This window comes from Cobetia sp. L2A1, assembly GCF_009796845.1.
Taxonomy (GTDB): Bacteria; Pseudomonadota; Gammaproteobacteria; order Pseudomonadales; family Halomonadaceae; genus Cobetia.
Genome location: NZ_CP047025.1, coordinates 2,435,067 through 2,451,894, shown reverse-complemented (window position 1 = coordinate 2,451,894; position 16,828 = coordinate 2,435,067). Strand labels below are relative to the sequence as shown.

The following is a 16,828-nucleotide window of genomic DNA, read 5'->3' as shown; positions in this document are numbered from 1 at the left end:
ACCAATCTGCTTCATCCAAATTGATTCATCCAATCCCTGCTTCATCCATCAGATTCCTTTCAACACATTGTCAGGTGACCTATGAACGCTCTCTTTCCTGCAGCCGCAGCCCCCATTCGTCTGTTCCGCAATCCCAAATCCGGCCATTGTCATCGTGTCGAACTGATGCTGGCGTTGCTGAACATTCCCTATGAAACCGTCGATCTCGATATGGCCAATGGGGTGCACAAGTCCCCTGAGTACTTGAAGATCAGTCCCTTCGGACAGGTACCGGCTATCGAGGACAACGGCATCTATCTAAGTGATTCCAATGCCATCCTCATTTACCTGACAGGTCGCTATGACGACGAGCAACGCTTCATGCCCAGTGATGCGCTGGCGGCTGCCGAAGTACAACGCTGGTTGTCGATCGCGGCTGGCGAGATTGCTTCTGGCCCCTGCGCTGCGCGTCTAGTCACCGTATTCGGTGCGTCCTTCGATCATGAGCAGACCATCGCACGCGCGCATGCGCTGCTCCGTGTGATGGAATCCCATCTGGAGCAGCAGTCCTGCCTGGCCGGAGACGACATCACGTTGGCGGATATCGCGGGTTACAGCTATATCGCTCATGCGCCCGAAGGCGGTGTCAGCCTTGCGCCTTATCCCAATATCCAGGCCTGGCTTGCGCGTGTTGAAGCGCTACCTGGCTTCGTGGGCATGGCAACGAGTCCGGTCCTGGCCTGACGCTTCTCACCGTCGACCAGCGCTACATCAGTGTGTATCAGAGGCCTTCATCATGAGTAGTCACCGGCAGGTATTTCATGCAGGCGAACGTCGCGTTCAAGCGCGCGCTGGCGTCCCTGAGGATTACGTGGATCAAGTGACATCTTATGTGCGCGCTAGAATGCCTGATCAGCATGTCGCATTCTTCGAGAGTCTGCCGGTGCTGTTCATGGGTGTGCCAGACAAGCAGGGTTGGCCGTGGGCTATCGTGGCTTTTGATGCGCCCGGTGAACTGTGCGAGGTGTCACCGAATGAGATGGTGATTCGCAAGACGCCGCCACTTGCCAAGTTACTTGATCTCGAGATTGATCCAGGGACCAAGCTTGGACTGCTGGGACTCGACATGAGCAGTCGACGGCGTAATCGTCTGAATGGCACCGTGCTGTCCCACGATGAGCGGGGCTTGCGACTCTCGGTTGATCAGAGCTTTGGCAATTGTCCTCAATACATCCAGCAGCGCGAGGTGGATTGGCAGTCCGGCACGGCTCTCGTCCCCAGAAGCCGGAGAGTCGCGATCACGTCATCGCTCAGCCAGAGGCTTCTGGCACAGGCCGATACGTTTTTCATCGCCACCCGCGCCGCCGACCTGGATGCAGCGTCGCATAATGGAGTGGATGTCTCGCATCGTGGCGGCAGGCCCGGGTTTCTGCATCTGAATTCGGATGGCAGTCTGTCGTTTCCTGATTTTGCCGGCAATCGCTTCTTCAATACGCTGGGCAACATTGAGCAGGACGAACGCGTCAGTCTGTTGATTCCTGATTTCACCAGCGGAGAAGTACTGGTGCTGAAGGGGCGGGCGCGCGTGGACTGGAATCCGCAACGCGCGGCATTGATTGAAGGTGCCGAGCGGATTGTGGATGTCGTGCCCGAGCAGACCCTGCATGTCAGGGATGCCCTACCCGCGCAGGCGCGCTTGATCGAGCTCTCGCCGTCGCTTGCACAGACAGGCGAATGGCCACGGCCAACGGCAAGGCCCCAGGGATTTCGTCGCCTGCGTGTCACACGCAAGATCAAGGAAAGTGCCTCGATCACGTCCTTTTATCTGGCGCCTCTCTCATCAGATGATGCGGGAATTGCTCCCTATCGTGCGGGGCAGTCTCTCACCCTGCGGTTGTCGTCGACGCCATCACAACCTCTAACCAGTGGCTCGATTCCGGTCATGCGCAGCTATAGCCTCTCGCAGAGCTGGCATGACGAGCTCGCGGACTATCGAGTTTCAGTCAGGCGTGACCCACAGGGCGTCGCCTCCCGGTTGCTGCATGATGAGCTTTTAGTGGGCGATGTGATCGAGACATTGCCGCCGACGGGCGACTTCACGTTGCAAGCAGCGTCCGCATCGATCGTGTTGCTGTCATCCGGCGTCGGCATCACACCGATGATCGCCATGCTGGAGGAGCGGATCCGGCAGGTAACGGCGGGTGATACCGAGCCACATGAGGTGTTCTTCGTTCATGTCGCGCGTGATGGCGCAGAGCAGGCCTTTGCCGACCAACTCGCTGCATGGGCGCGCAAGCATGCGTGGTTACATCTGCATATCGCACACTCACGACCCTCTGCCAATCCGGCGGCCACGACTCATCATCATTCGCGTGGACGTCTGGCGCTATCACCGCTGATGCACTGGCTACCGGACATGGCCCATAGCCATGTCTATCTGTGCGGTTCGGAAGGTTTCATGAGGGCGCAATATGCCGCACTCATGGCATTGGGGCTGCCGCGCGAGCATCTGCATCACGAGTTCTTCGGGCGTGGTTCGTTGGAATCAGAGACACCGTCCGCAGACGATGGCCCTTCGAGGCATGCATTGCCGGCACACACGGAGATTACCTTCATGCCACGGGCTCGGCGCGGACAGCCCATTCAGCCGACGGCAGCAACGGTGGCTGATTGGGTTCCGCAGAAAGGCACCTTGCTGGAGCTGGCGGAGCAGGCTGGCCTGGCCACCTTGTCGAGTTGTCGCTCCGGTCGCTGCGGCAGTTGCGCGCTACGGTTGATGTCGGGGAAAGTTCAATATCCCGTCACTCCGCAAGCGGCGATCGCTCAAGGGGAGGTATTGATGTGTTGTGCCTATCCCGCCAACGAGGATCCGATTGTCATCAGCGTGTCCGGTTAGATTATCAGGAGATGTCGGCTCGAACAGCCTTGTAGCGGGAGGCCGTAACGATTGTCGCTTGAGAACCGCTTCGAATTCATGGTCCTGACAAGGGCGGGTGTTTATAGTGACAGGCTTTGCAGTGTCGATAACGACTGATGTCATCGGCTCGGTTCATCTGTGACTCCCTTCCCCTATCACGCCGTGTTTCGGGGCGGGGCATCTGACAAGGATTTCAGTGATGGCGACATTCAGCATTCTCGAGCATCCCCTTCACGGCCCCCGTGCCGTCAAGCAAGGGTGGTCGTGGCCGGCCTTCTTTTTCGGGGTTTTCTGGGCACTCTACAAGCGTATCTGGATGCTGGCCGCTTGCCTGTTCGGCTTCATCGTACTCAGCTCCATGCTCATTCCGGCGACGATGGAAGGGCAGCTGATATCCAATGTGCTGTTTCTCGGCCTGAATCTCACGATCAGCCTCAAGGGCAATCAGTGGTATGCCAGCCTGCTGGAAACACAAGGCTATCAATATCAGATGCAGGTGGAAGCACGTAATCCGAATGAGGCGCTGGCGCGCTCAGCTGAGCAAAAGGCTGCGATGGCAAAGGATGCCATTCAGGGCAGCTTCCGTGATGACGACCAGCGTACTGAGCATGACGACAACGATCATGATAATGACCAGAATGGGGGTGGCAATGCTGGGGGTAGCAAGAGCACTGGCACCTTTGTTGGCTAGAGATAGCCGCTGGACAATGACACACGGACGAGTCGCTGGCACATGAATCATCAAGGAAGATTGACGCGCTGGAACGATGACAAGGGCTTTGGCTTCATCAAGCCGTCATTGGGCGGGCAGGAGGTGTTCGCTCATATCAGTGCCTACAAGGGGCGTGGCCGCCCCAAGGCCAGTGCGCAAGTGGCCTATCAGCTTGGGATGGACGAGCAGGGTCGACCACGTGTAACGCGCTTTCGTGTGGAAGGCGCAGGCGGTACTTCATCGGCCGTCAATGTCGGCGTATGGGTAAGCCTGTTGGTGGCGTTGGGCGTGATTGGCGGGTTGTATGTCGCGTGGCAGCAGGGGGTGTTGCCGTGGATGTTACTTGCCATGTATCTGGGCATGAGCCTGCTGGCCTTCCTGAGTTACTGGACGGACAAGCAGGCGGCTCGGCGTGGTGCATGGCGAGTCACGGAGAGTACCCTGCATCTGATGGAGCTGACGTGTGGCTGGCCCGGTGCTTGGTTCGCGCAGCAACTCCTGCGCCACAAGACGCGCAAGCGCAGTTATCAGGTCACCTTCTGGTGCGCAGTACTGCTCAATATCGGCGCCGTCGGCTGGCTGGTTCTGTCACCAGATGCATCGTCGTTGCGGCAGATGCTGGGGTTCCCCATCAGTACGGGTGACATGATGATCAAGTGGTCGTGAGGCGGCGGCTTCGCTCAGGATGAAACGAAGACGGGGGCCTATAAAGGCCCCCGTCTTCGTTTAGCGAGATTGCGCCATGGTCTTCAAAGCACTCCCCATGGCACGCCTCTGATCATTACTTCATCAATCCATCCACGACTCCGATGCCATGGAAGGCAATCATGCCGATGATGCCGGCGAAGATGACGTAGTAGAGCGTCGGTAGAATCGTCTTTCTCAGTGTTATGCCTTCTCGCCCCAGTAGGCCAACCGTGGCAGAAGCGGCGACCACGTTATGGATGGCGATCATGTTGCCGGCAGCCGCGCCCACGGCCTGTAGCGCGACCATCATGGCGCTGGAGAGGCCAAGGGCTTCGGCGACGTTGAACTGGAAGTCAGCCAGCATCAGATTGGAGACGGTATTGGAACCGGCGATGAAGGCACCGAGCGCGCCGACAGCTGGCGCAAATAGCGGATAGATGTCGCCGACGCTATCGGCAATGAACTGTGCCATCGCGACGGGCATCGAGACCAGGTCCGCCTCATTGACGCCCGAGTTGATCAGGATGCGCACCATCGGGATGGTGAACAGCAGTACGAAGCCAGCGCCCAGAATCGTGCGGCTGGACTCCGAGACTGCAGCACCGACATCCTTCATGCGCATCCGGTGAAGCACGGTGGTCAGCAAGACCACCACGACCAGGATACCGCCGGGCAGATATAGCGGTTGCAGGCTTCCGGAAATGTCACTTTCCCCTAGAATGCTGTTCCAGCCGAAGCTCAGGGAGGTCAGTGCATCTTTCAAGGGAGTGATGACGCGAGATAGCACCAGCAAGACTGCTAGAAGCACATAGGGCATCCAGCCCATGCCGACGGACAGTGGCTTGCGACCTTCTACGGGCTCCAGCGTCATATCCAGCTTGCCGATCCATTCCTGGGGCCAGCTTTCGACTTTCGGGAAGTCCCAGGTGGTGGCGGGTAGCAGGAAGCCCTTGCGAGCAGCAGGCACGACGATGGCCAGTCCGACCATGGCGCCGATCATCGAGGGAAATTCCGGCCCCAGCAGCACGCCGGCCAGCACATAGGGCACGACGAAACAGACGCCGGCGAACAGCGCGAACGGTGCCACTTCGAGTCCCTCGCGCCAGGAGCGATTGGCCCCGAAGAAGCGCACCATCACAGCGACCATGATCAACGGCATGCAGATGCCGATGATGCCGTGGGTGATGGCGACTTCAGAGGTGATCAACTGGAAGTAGCTATCCCAGCTGGAGCCATTGCTGGTCAGTGTTTCGCTGACACCTGCCTTGTTGAGTCCCCCAGATACCCCGACGACGATGGGTGTACCGACTGCGCCGAAGGAGACCGGCGTTGATTGCACCATCATGCCAACGACAACGGCGGCCAGCGCAGGGAAGCCCAGCGCCACCATCAAGGGAGCCGCAACGGCAGCAGGTGTGCCGAATCCGGAGGCCCCTTCGATAAAGCAACCGAACAGCCAGGCGACGATGATGGCCTGCACTCGGCGATCAGGACTGATACCGGAGAAACCGTTGCGAATCGCAGCGATGCCGCCGGAGTGCTTGAGTGTATTCAGCAGCAGCAGGGCGCCGAAGATGATCCACAGGATGGCGATGGTCAGAATCAACCCCTGCAACGAGGAGGCCAGTACGCGATTGAAGGTCATGTCCCACGCCAGCAACGCGATGAGCGCCGTGACCACGAAGACGATGGGCATGGCGAGGCGGGCGGCCATGCGGAAGCCGATCAATAGAACTCCAGCGAGCAGTAATGGCACAAAGGCCAGTAGAGCCAGTAGCGACTGATTCATGTGCAGCACTCTCCATCATTTGGCGCAGCGAACGTCATTATTGTTGTGAGTAAACGAAAAATGTTTATACGTCTGATGCTAGTTCAAGGTAAGAGAGTCGATTTGTTTCTGCTACTGGAGGCCATCTGGTAATACCAGTCGTGTTTCTGCGTTTTTATAGGCCCAAGTGTTTGTATTTTATGAAATAATTGATTTTTGATCTGCAAATTCATCTCACGGGTCGGCAAGATGATTAGACTAATAGCATGGCTGTAAGGCATCTGTCGGCGATTCAATGCCCATCTCACGATGTGTTTGCGTGATTGAAAGCGCCCCGGCTGCGAGGCAGACGAGGCGTTGAGTGCTCAGATTGTCCATTGTGTACTGGCGACTGTTCAGGTGCCTGTTGCGGGCAGAGGCCGGCTGGCATTGTTGAAGAAGTCGTTCATGGTCAATAACAGATACTTCGTCATCATGTTCTGCGCGGGCAGGAAAATCCGATTTCCAATGTCGAAGTTACCGGCCTGGTGAGGCACAGAATCCCTGACGGTATAATCCTTGCTGAACAGCAGCTTTTCGTCCTTGTCATATAGTCGATATTCGACATTGAAATCTGCAATGATGTCGAAATCTTCATTGGCGATGCCAAAGGTCAGCAGGTTCATGGGCAGATTTATTGCCATTAGATAGTCAAGATAGACTGGCCCTCTGTTTTCGTGTGCCATGATCTCGACCTGCAGGCGGTAATCGCCCGCGCGAGCATCATGAGTGATGCTCGATGTGCTGGGGAGTTGCTCACGAAGCAGCTGATCGAAATTGGTCATGGCCGGCGAACAGACGTGCGATAGCCTGACGTTGCCAAGCGGTTGCATGGCTTGTTGAGCAGCACCGGAAAACAGGTTGGCTTCAGGCTGGCTGTAATAGATATCGGGAAAAAATGCCTTGTGCTCGTAGGCCTGAGTCTGCACGGGCTGTACTACGGGAACATCAATCTGCGCTCGTGAAGCGCAGCCTGTCATCAGGAGCATCGCCAGACCCGCGAGTGCGGTTTTCATCAATGTCATGGAGGTTTCCTGAGCGTTAATATCTCTGGCTCGTGAATTTGGGGGTTGAATCGCGATTCTGCAGCGGCGATCAGGATACCATGCCGACGGTCAGTGACTGATCGTGGTGCGGGTAATGCATTTCACCCCTTCCATGCACGTGGCAAAGCAAGAATGGGCGATGTTAGTTGAACCAGCGCTTGAGCACTTTATCGGCCCGCTCGGCGTGCTCCTGTTTGATGTGGGCTGCCACGATGGCCACGGCACCGGCCATCAGGGTGAGGTCATCCGTATAGCCCAGCAGAGGAGTGAAATCCGGCAGTGCATCAATCGGCGAGATGAAGTAACCCAATGCGCCATAGATGGTCGTTCTGGCCCAGATGGGAGTGTCGGGGTCCTGTGCCGCAAAGTACATGCGAAAGGCAGGATTCAGCACCGTCTTGCCAGCCTTTTTCGCCACGTTCGAGACTTTATTCCAGAAGCCTGCAGTGGAATAGGCATCAGCGTGCACATGAAGATTTGCCTGAGCGTCAGAGACTCTCTCCGCGTGCCTGGCGGGTTCGGCCTTGTCTGCCTGAATGATGGCGGGGGTACGAGTGTTGGCTGTCATGACACGTCCTCCTGTGAAGATGATCGTCTGCGTCATTGGCCCCGAAAGGCTCGACACTAGAATACTGAAAGGTGGGACAGATTAGTCGTGAGTGAGTTCACCCTATGACTATTCTGCCCCACGCAGTCGATCATCGTGACGCTTATGTTCGATATGGTGTTCCGTCGACTCAGGCCGGTAGATCGAACAGTAAGGCATGCAGGGATTGTGCGCCGCTCAGTACCAGTGGCGCGTCTTGCTTCGTATTGACCGCGGCTGCATCGCCCGCCTTCAGGGTTTCGCCTTGCAAACTTACCTGGCCTTCGATGACATGCAGGTAATAGACACGATGTGGGCGCTGTGGCAGTTCAAGATCTTGCCCATCAAGCTGGACGCGATACATCCGTGCGTCCTGATTGATGCTTAGCACGTCAGCGTTAGCGTTATCGGCGCCAGTCTTGTCATTTGCTGGTGCGATCAATAGCTGCAGACCAGGCGTGGGCTCAAAAGGTTGCTGCTGATAGCGCGGCGTCAGCCCTTTGATATTCGGCGTGATCCAGATTTGCAGGAAGTGCAGCGAATCATGCTCTGAAACGTTGTATTCGCTGTGCTCAACGCCAATGCCGGCGCTCATCACCTGTACTTCACCTGCACTCAGCTTTCGGTGCGAGCCCAGCGTATCGCGATGCTCGATGCTGCCTTGTAGCACGTAGCTGATGATTTCCATATCGCGATGCGGGTGGGCATCAAATCCCGTACCTGGTGCCACGATATCGTCATTGATGACGCGTAGCACCGAAACCCCCATATGCGCGGGATCGTAGTAGCTGGCAAAGGAAAAGCTGTGACGGCTTTCGAGCCAGTCGAATCTGGCGTGGCCGCGCTCATTGTTACGACGTAGGTACATCATGACGAGTCCTCATCTGTGTGAACGGGGAGGGGCATCAATCGGCGAGTCTTCGCGGTGAGTTATCGAGCCGAGAATAGCAGCCGATCCAGTGAGGCCTTGCCGCCGCCCAGTAGTGCCAGGGCGACCGAGGTGGTCATCAGTGCCAGTGCGTACTCATAGCCATTGTTGCTGGCAAACAGACCATTGCTGATATGAACGGTGAGAATGGCGATCAACATGGTAAAGGCTAGTACCGCGGCAGCAGGGCGGGTCAGCAGACCTATCAGAATGGCGAGACCGCCGAAGAATTCAGCACTGCCAGACATCAGCGCCATCAGATAGCCGGGCTCGATACCAAGGGAGGCCATCCACTGCCCAGTGCCTTCCAGGCCATAACCGCCGAAAGCGCCGAACAGCTTTTGCGCACCGTGCGCCATGAAGATGATGCCGGTGGGCACGCGCAGTATCAGGCTGGCGACGTTGTCATCAGTACTCAGCAGACGAGAAAGCATAGACTTGAATAGGGAAGGTGTGGACATGATGTTCTCCATTGAGTGAGTGTTCTTGATCAATGGATGCACTATAAAGACTGACATAATGAAAAAATAACGGAGGTTTTTGATCTAAAAGGTCAAATTTTTTGAATGATGACATCACCCATCACTCTGGATGCACTGCGCGTACTGGATGCCATTGATCGGCGCGGCAGTTTTGCCTCTGCTGCCGAGTCACTTAATCGTGTGCCCTCGGCGGTGTCCTACACCGTACAGAAGCTTGAGGAAGAGATGGGCGTGCCGTTGTTTGATCGCTCTCGACGTCGCGCAGCAATGACCGAGGCCGGGCGGCTGGTGCTCGAGCATGGTCGCCGAATCCTGCTGGCCACCGAAGAAATGACGGCATTGGCTCGCCAGTCCGGGGCCGGATGGGAAGTCGAGCTGCGTATCTGTATCGACTCTATCATTGAGCCAGAAGGACTCTACCCGTTGCTGGAGGAATTCCAAGCCATCCAGCCACGGACACGAGTGGTACTGAGCGAGGAAGTGTTGAGCGGGGCGTGGGATGCGCTACATGATAATCGCTGTGATCTCGTGATTGGCGCGCCAGGCGAAGCACCGGTCTCAGGATTGGCAAGCCAACCATTGGGTGAGGTGTCGCTGGTCTTTGCCGTTGCCAGTGGTCACCCGTTGACTCGTTTGTCGCAGCCATTATCCGTCACGTCTCTGCAGGATTATCCGACGGTGGTGGTGGCAGACAGCACACGCAATCTGCCAAGCCTTTCATCGGGACTGCTGGACGGGCGTAGTCAGATCATCGTGCCGACCATCGCTCAGAAGATCGAGATTCAGGCCAAGGGGCTGGGAGTGGGCTATCTTCCGCTGCATCGCGTGAGAGAGCAGATTGCGACCGGCAGTCTTGAGGTATTGGCACTGGAGATGGAACGCGTGCCGATTAGTCTGTCTATCGCCTGGCGCAGTGGTCGCCAGGGCAAGGCGCTCAAATGGTTCATAGAGCGTCTCTGTGCGCCGGGTATGAGCACGGCATTCGGTCTATAAAAGGGGAGGAGTGACTAGCCCCAATCGAGTATGACCTTGCCTGATTGCCCCGAGCCCATGATCTCGAAGCCCTGCTCGAAGTCGTCGATAGGTAGGCGATGGGTAATGATGGGCGATAGATCCAGCCCCGATTGGATCAAACTGGCCATCTTGTACCAGGTCTCGAACATCTCACGGCCATAGATGCCCTTGATGGTCAGACCCTTGAAGATGACCTTGGTCCAGTCGATGGCCATCTCGCCGGGCGGGATGCCCAGCATGGCAATCTTGCCGCCATGATTGATGACATCGAGCATCTGACTCACGGCTGACGGCACGCCGGACATCTCCAGCACCACATCAAAGCCTTCGTGCATGTGTAGCTCTGCCATTACCTTCTTGAGTGATTCGCGATCGACGTTGACGGTGCGCGTTGCCCCCATCTTCCTGGCCAGGGCCAGCCGGTAGTCGTTTACATCCGTGATCACGACATGGCGCGCACCGATGTGCCTCACCACTGCTGCTGCCATGATGCCAATGGGTCCAGCGCCGGTGATCAATACATCCTCGCCAACCACATCGAAGGCCAGTGCCGTATGCACGGCATTGCCAAAGGGATCAAAGATGGCGGCCAAGTCATCACTGATCTCATCCGGCAGCTTGAATAGGTTGTAGGCGGGCAGGGCGAGATATTCGGCAAAGGCACCGGGGCGGTTGACGCCGACGCCCTCGGTATTGCGGCACAGATGGCGACGCCCCGCGCGGCAGTTACGGCAATGTCCGCAGGTGATGTGCCCTTCGCCGGAGACGCGATCGCCAATCTCGAAACCGCGCACTTCACTGCCCAGTGCGACGATTTCACCCGCGTACTCATGTCCGGTCACCATCGGGATTGGTACGGTGTTCTGTGACCACTCATCCCACTGGAAGATGTGCATGTCAGTGCCACAGATGGCCGTCTTGCGGATCTTGATCAGCGCATCGTTATGGCCGATTTCCGGTATCGCCGTATCGGTCATCCAGATGCCCGGTTCTGGTCTGAGCTTGGCTAGCGCCTTCATGAACGTTCTCCCGGTGACGTGTTGATCACGCCCAGCTCGCGGCCGATACGCGTGAAGGCAGCAATCGCGGTATCAATCTGCTCTGGTGTATGTGCAGCAGAAATCTGGGTGCGAATCCGAGCCTGTCCCTTGGGGACGACGGGGTAAGAGAAGCCGATCACGTAGATGCCGACATCAAGCAGGCGATTGGCGAACTCCCCCGCGAGGCGCGCATCGCCCAGCATCACGGGAATGATGGCGTGACCCGCTCCGGCGAGGGTAAAGCCGGCAGCCTGCATGCCACTGCGGAAGCGCTCGACGTTGTCCCACAGCATTTGGCGCGACTCGCCACTGTCCTCAATCTTGTCCAGCGCCTTGAGAGTCGCTGCGACAATCGGCGGCGCCAACGAATTGGAGAACAGATAAGGGCGTGAGCGCTGACGTAGCCACTCGACAATCGGCCCGCGTGCCGCTGTCACACCGCCAGAGGCACCGCCCAGCGCCTTGCCGAAGGTGGTGGTGATGATGTCCACCTTGTCCATCACTGCATGATATTCGTGGCTACCACGGCCGTTGGCACCAACAAAGCCGGTGGCGTGAGAGTCATCCACCATCACCAGCGCGTTATAGCGCTCTGCCATTTCACAGATGCCCTTTAGGTTGGCGATCACACCATCCATCGAGAAGACACCATCGGTGGCGATCAATTTGAAGCGCACTCCGGCGGCGTCAGCATCCTTGAGGCGGGCTTCAAGCTCAATCATGTCATTGTTGGCGTAGCGATAGCGCTTTGCCTTGCACAGACGCACGCCATCAATGATCGAGGCGTGATTGAGGGCATCCGAGATGATGGCGTCTTCAGGGCCGAACAGCGTCTCGAACAGGCCGCCATTGGCATCAAAGCACGAGGAGTACAGGATGGCATCGTCCATGCCAAGGAAGTTCGCGAGGCGTCTTTCCAGCACACGATGCTGATGATGGGTGCCGCAGATGAAGCGTACCGACGACATGCCGAAGCCATCGCGGTCCAGCGCCTGATGTGCCGCCGCGACCAGCTCAGGATCATCAGCCAGACCCAGATAGTTGTTGGCGCAGAAGTTGATGACCTCATCCCCCTCTTTTCCGCTGGCGACCCGAATGCTGGCACGTTGAGGCGAGGTAAGCTCGCGCTCCTGCTTGTAGAGGCCTTCTTCGTTTAGCTCGGTGATCTGGCGGTTGAGATGCTCATTGAAACTGGCTGGCATGGCAGATTCCTGTTGTTGGGCAATGCTGGAGCCGTACAGAACGTGACGATTATCTCCAGCATAGTGGGGTTTCGCCGTTGCTTTAGCGCTCAATCCACCCTATCAGCAGGAATGTCCTGGCTGTCCAACCCATTTCAGTATTTGCGGATGCTTTTTTAGCGAGTCCTGGATTCCGTGTCATCGAAAGGCCGCCCACACGACACGGCCCTGCACTCGAATGAGGGCAGGGCCGTGAGGGAGTCGCTGCATGTCGACCCATTGTCGATGATGATTCTCTAACGATGGTTACTGATTCGTGATGACCGCGGTACCGGCACGTTCACGCCGTACGCGAATCACGAAGGCAATGACCAACGCGAAGATACCGAGGGCAACGGGTATCGCGGCGACCGAGATAAGGCTCAACAAGGTCTTGTAGACATCACCGCCCAACCAGCTGACCACGATGGCCAGTGCAGCCATGGCGATGATCCAGAGGGCGCGTGAGCGCTTGACGGTCAACATCTCGCACACCAGTCCAGCAGAGTCGGCGCTGGTAATGAAGAACAACAGGATATTGATGGTCAACACGACAGACAGAATGCCGCTGGCATCGATGGTGTCGATCAATGCGAAGACGTCATCGACGCCGAGGCTCAAGCTGCCAACACCAAAGACGACGAACCACAGGCAGGAGAACAGTGTCGGTACCAGCATCACGCCCAGTACCATGCCGCGTAGCGTGCGACCTTTCGAGATGCGTGCAATGAATACGCCGGTGAAGATAAACCAGCCATACCAGGCGGCTTCAAAGGCATATAGCCAGTCAGCCAGCCATGCCTTGCGCGCTGGATCCCCAATACCGATGTCCGTCGCCATGGCGGGGTACTTGATCAGATATTCCGGCACCAGTCGCAGGAAGGTCGAGAAGATGTCGCCCGGCACGGTGAGTACCAGCACTCCCACCATCAAAATGATGGCGAATAGGGTGTTGTAGTTGCTCAGCCACTTGATGCCTCGCTTGAGACCAGATGCAGAGGAAACGATGGCGCACACGGCCAGTACACAGATGATGAGGGTCGGGCTGAAATCGATGCCCAGCAGTTTCTGAAGGCCTTGCTGAATCGGGATGGTGGCGTAGGTAAACGACAGTGACAGTCCGATGACGGTCGAGACGACCAGGCTGATCAGATTGAGCTTGCTCCAGAGTCCGTTACCAAGCAGTTCTTCCGCCGGCTTGGTCATCTTCATGTTGTACATGGCGTGAGCAAACAGTGCACCAATCGCCAGATAGCCAGCCCAGGCCAGTAGTCCCCAGTGATTGAAGGCATTCAGCAATGCCATGTCGCTGCTCTGGCCTGCATCGGTATGGTATTTCGGCTCCAGTACCCCCCAGGTCAGCAGACCAATGCCCATGCCGGTGGCAAACAGCATGCCCATCCAGCTCAGGGTATGAAACTCGGGCGGACCTTCGCCAAAGCGCAGCTTGCCGAGTGGTGTAAAGCATACGGCCACCATCAGTAATGACACGGCAAAGGCTGGCCAGGTAAAGATGAAGCCAAGGTTGCCGATGACATGGGTCTTGATGGACTCGAGCACCGACAGGAAGCCTGTAGGGAACAAGGCTGCCGCACCAATGAGCAGGGCAATGACTGCCACCGTGGCAAGCGAGGTGAAGTACTGCTCCTTGGCGGTTGTCGACGCACCAAGTCCGCATGTGGCGGCTTCAGTATCTGACATGTTCTCGTCAGGATGAGAGGTGGGGGACGTCATCGTGTGGCTCCTGTGAATGTCTTCGTTATGATTGTTGTCGTAGCTTCAGTCAGGGATGTCTTGGCACTGCAACGCGCGTTCGTATTGGACTGCTGAGCGAAATGACCGATGGTGGGCTCCTGTCTATGGCGATAGCGACACAAGACTATCTTGACGACAGAAGCAATTTTGAACTGAAGCGACATAAAATTGCCTTTAAGCGACAGCTACATCGTAATATTTGTAGATCGAGACGTTAGTCGAAGAGGGCTAATGCTTCATTCAGTGGCGGGGTTCGCGTGCAGGGAGCCATGAAAAAAATCCCCGCAAGGCGCGAGGCCTGGCAGGGATTGGTGACGCAATATCGACTAATCAGTCAGCGTGTTCATGGCATCAGTCAGTAGGATCAGTCAGTGACGGTCTGGCGACGAGCCTTGCGACGCTTGTAAGCCGTCATCGACTCTTCGCAGAGAGCGACCAGCAACCCGACTGTCATCAGCAGAATCACGACACTGACAGGCAAGGCAGCTGCCATGAGAACCGTCTGCAGGGCTTTCAACCCTCCTGCCACCAGCAGGACGGCAGCGACGACACCGATGGAGATACCCCAGAAGATACGGTGACGTGCCAGCGGCTCTTCGTCACCCATCGACAGGATGGTGGTGATCACGAGTGTGCTGGAGTCAGAGCTGGTGATGAACCAGCTGACCAGCAGGAAGATCAACAGTGAAGAGAGGGTGGTGCTCAGGATGTCATTGCTGACCAGCGTGTCTGCAGTGGCGAACAAGGCTTCCGGGAGGTTCCAGTCGCGGATCATGCCCATCAACTCACCGGTACCAGGCCCCATCGCCGCGGTCAGTTCCTGATGAAGTGCCGTTCCTCCGAACAGCGCCTGCCAGATGAAAATGATCAGCGGCGGGGCGATCAGCACACCGAGAATGAATTCTCGAACGGTACGTCCCTTGGAGATACGGGCGATGAACAGGCCGATGAATGGTGCCCATGCCAGCCACCACGCCCAGTAGAAGATCGTCCAGGCATCTTGCCAATCCGCTTCAGCCGGTGTGCTCGCCACCCACAACCCCATCGGCACTACGTCACGCACATAGGCGACGACGGTTTCGCCGAACATGCTGATCAACCACAGCGTCGGGCCGCCAACCAGGAAACTGCCCACCACGATGACGGACACGCCGACATTCAACTCAGAGATGATACGTATGCCGCGGCTGACGCCAGAGACGGCAGAGGCGATCGAGATTGCGCAGATCACCGCAATCAGCACCACCTGAGTGTAGATGCCGGAATCCAGGCCTGTCAGACGGTTGAGGCCGACCGCGATCTGGCTGACACCCAGCCCCAGTGAGGTAGCGATACCGAACACGCACCCCAGCACCCCGAGAATGTCCACGGCATGCCCGATGGGGCCATAGATACGGTCACCGATCAGCGGATAGAACGCCGAGCGCAATGCGAGTGGCAGGCCGCGGCGATAGGCGAAATACGCGAGTGTCATGCCAACGATGACATAGACCGCCCAGCCATGCAGGCCCCAGTGGAAGAAGGCCAGCTTGAGGGCATCCACGGCACGGGCATGATCCATCGCCAGATGGCCGGCAAGATCCGCATGCGGATTGTTCGGATAGCCAAACCCACCGGAGTTGTCGAAATAGAACAGCGGTTCGGCAACACCAAAGAACAGAATCCCGATGCCGACACCTGCCGAGAGCAACATCGATATCCAGGTGAAGCGTGAAAATTCGGGGCGACTCTCCGGCGTGCCAAGGCGCAGATTTCCCCACGGGGAGATTACGAGAGCGATGCACAGCCCAATGAGACCTACCATGGTGACAAGGTAATAGGTGCCAAAGGTGTTTTCTATCCAGCCGCGGGCTGCACCGAAGAGGCTGGAAGATAGGTCGGGAGCCAGACCAGTAGCCAGCACGAAGAGCAACAGCAGACCGGCGGACGTCAGTGTCATGCCCTTGTGCATGCCTTTCAGCATGCCGGTCTTTTCGACCATCAGGCTCATGTCCCGAGAGTTGTAGGGACGTGGACCACTGGCGGGGCCAGAATCCAGAGAAGCATCTTTTGGGGATGTGGGATCAGGTTGAGATGGTGTCACACAATACTCCTGTTCAGGCTGGACATAGGGCCAGCGATCCCTTGAACGACTGAGGCGGATCAGCCGCACATCGGCAACCCTTTATTGTTGTTCATCGGGCAACGCGATGAGGTGTAGGAACGCTTCGGAAAATCTCGGCGCAATGCTAATAAATTCATAGCATTACGATATATTATGGATACATTAAGTTTTCATGGCTACAGATTCTGGAAAATTGATTGTCAACTAACGCTGTTACCACGGAATTGCAGCCTGCGTATGTGTTCGGCACGTCGAGGGCACATGGACAGATTAGAAAGGTGCAATGCTATAATTTAACCTCAAGCGACTTTTTATTTTCATTAGTCGACATTTTTTCGCTACTGTCGTGCATAGGAATACCACGAGTCGTTATCTGAATGGTCTGAGTGGGCGCAGATGCGAACGAGGGTTCACGTTGCTTTTCATCACTCATCAGATCGCCAACTATCAGCTCGCCGTCTATCAAGTCATTAATTGCCGGATCATCATCCATCAGGTCATTACTTGCCGGGTTATCATCCATCAGGTCATCACGACCTCAACTCTGGACA

At 56.8% G+C, this 16,828-nt stretch carries 15 protein-coding genes; 5 read left to right on the top strand and 10 right to left on the bottom strand.

Annotated elements, in window-relative coordinates:
• Positions 1–81 precede the first annotated feature (81 nt).
• From GQR90_RS10545 to GQR90_RS17635, 4 genes are all read left to right on the top strand, one after another.
• Positions 82–723, top strand: coding sequence for a glutathione S-transferase family protein (locus tag GQR90_RS10545; RefSeq protein ID WP_158774072.1), 642 nt, complete (start codon positions 82–84; stop codon positions 721–723).
• Between the two features lie 160 nt (positions 724–883).
• Positions 884–2,875, top strand: coding sequence for a 2Fe-2S iron-sulfur cluster-binding protein (locus tag GQR90_RS10540; protein WP_158774071.1), 1,992 nt, complete (start codon positions 884–886; stop codon positions 2,873–2,875).
• A 220-nt stretch (positions 2,876–3,095) separates the two neighbouring features.
• Positions 3,096–3,587 (top strand): DUF2628 domain-containing protein, encoded by a 492-nt coding sequence (locus GQR90_RS10535; RefSeq protein WP_158774070.1) that lies wholly within the window; start codon positions 3,096–3,098, stop codon positions 3,585–3,587.
• Between the two features lie 42 nt (positions 3,588–3,629).
• On the top strand, positions 3,630–4,274 hold the full coding sequence (locus GQR90_RS17635) for a DUF1294 domain-containing protein (protein WP_158774069.1): 645 nt from the start codon (positions 3,630–3,632) through the stop codon (positions 4,272–4,274).
• Positions 4,275–4,389: 115 nt separating this feature from the next.
• Here the strand turns inward: GQR90_RS17635 and GQR90_RS10525 are convergent, their stop codons facing one another.
• The 5 genes from GQR90_RS10525 to GQR90_RS10505 form a co-directional block, all read right to left on the bottom strand.
• Positions 4,390–6,084: an L-lactate permease gene (locus GQR90_RS10525; RefSeq protein WP_158774068.1), complete on the bottom strand. Its 1,695-nt coding sequence runs from the start codon at positions 6,082–6,084 to the stop codon at positions 4,390–4,392.
• A 374-nt stretch (positions 6,085–6,458) separates the two neighbouring features.
• The gene (locus GQR90_RS10520; protein ID WP_158774067.1) at positions 6,459–7,127 is read right to left on the bottom strand and encodes a hypothetical protein; all 669 of its coding nucleotides are present in this window, start codon (positions 7,125–7,127) and stop codon (positions 6,459–6,461) included.
• Positions 7,128–7,290: 163 nt separating this feature from the next.
• Positions 7,291–7,716 carry a YkvA family protein gene (locus tag GQR90_RS10515; RefSeq protein WP_158774066.1) on the bottom strand — a complete coding sequence of 142 codons (426 nt, stop codon included), beginning with the start codon at positions 7,714–7,716 and terminating at the stop codon, positions 7,291–7,293.
• A gap of 169 nt (positions 7,717–7,885) precedes the next feature.
• A complete protein-coding gene (locus tag GQR90_RS10510; protein WP_158774065.1) occupies positions 7,886–8,605 on the bottom strand; it encodes a pirin family protein in 720 nt (239 codons plus the stop codon).
• 59 nt (positions 8,606–8,664) lie between these two features.
• Positions 8,665–9,123, bottom strand: coding sequence for a DoxX family protein (locus GQR90_RS10505; protein ID WP_158774064.1), 459 nt, complete (start codon positions 9,121–9,123; stop codon positions 8,665–8,667).
• Between the two features lie 105 nt (positions 9,124–9,228).
• Between GQR90_RS10505 and GQR90_RS10500 the strand changes: the two genes are divergently transcribed.
• Entirely contained in the window at positions 9,229–10,137 is a 909-nt protein-coding gene (locus tag GQR90_RS10500; protein ID WP_199269407.1) for a LysR substrate-binding domain-containing protein, read from the top strand.
• A 14-nt stretch (positions 10,138–10,151) separates the two neighbouring features.
• On the opposite strand, the gene tdh is transcribed toward GQR90_RS10500, so the two are convergent.
• From tdh to GQR90_RS10475, 5 genes are all read right to left on the bottom strand, one after another.
• Complete coding sequence (tdh, locus tag GQR90_RS10495; protein WP_158774063.1) at positions 10,152–11,177, bottom strand: L-threonine 3-dehydrogenase; 1,026 nt, start codon at positions 11,175–11,177, stop codon at positions 10,152–10,154.
• The gene (gene kbl / locus GQR90_RS10490) at positions 11,174–12,400 is read right to left on the bottom strand and encodes a glycine C-acetyltransferase (protein WP_158774062.1); all 1,227 of its coding nucleotides are present in this window, start codon (positions 12,398–12,400) and stop codon (positions 11,174–11,176) included. Before kbl ends, tdh begins: the two co-directional genes overlap by 4 nt.
• A gap of 285 nt (positions 12,401–12,685) precedes the next feature.
• The gene (locus tag GQR90_RS10485; RefSeq protein WP_233266229.1) at positions 12,686–14,152 is read right to left on the bottom strand and encodes a BCCT family transporter; all 1,467 of its coding nucleotides are present in this window, start codon (positions 14,150–14,152) and stop codon (positions 12,686–12,688) included.
• 385 nt (positions 14,153–14,537) lie between these two features.
• Entirely contained in the window at positions 14,538–16,256 is a 1,719-nt protein-coding gene (locus GQR90_RS10480) for a BCCT family transporter (RefSeq protein ID WP_233266227.1), read from the bottom strand.
• Between the two features lie 307 nt (positions 16,257–16,563).
• On the bottom strand, positions 16,564–16,800 hold the full coding sequence (locus GQR90_RS10475) for a hypothetical protein (RefSeq protein ID WP_158774061.1): 237 nt from the start codon (positions 16,798–16,800) through the stop codon (positions 16,564–16,566).
• Between the last annotated feature and the right edge of the window lie 28 nt (positions 16,801–16,828).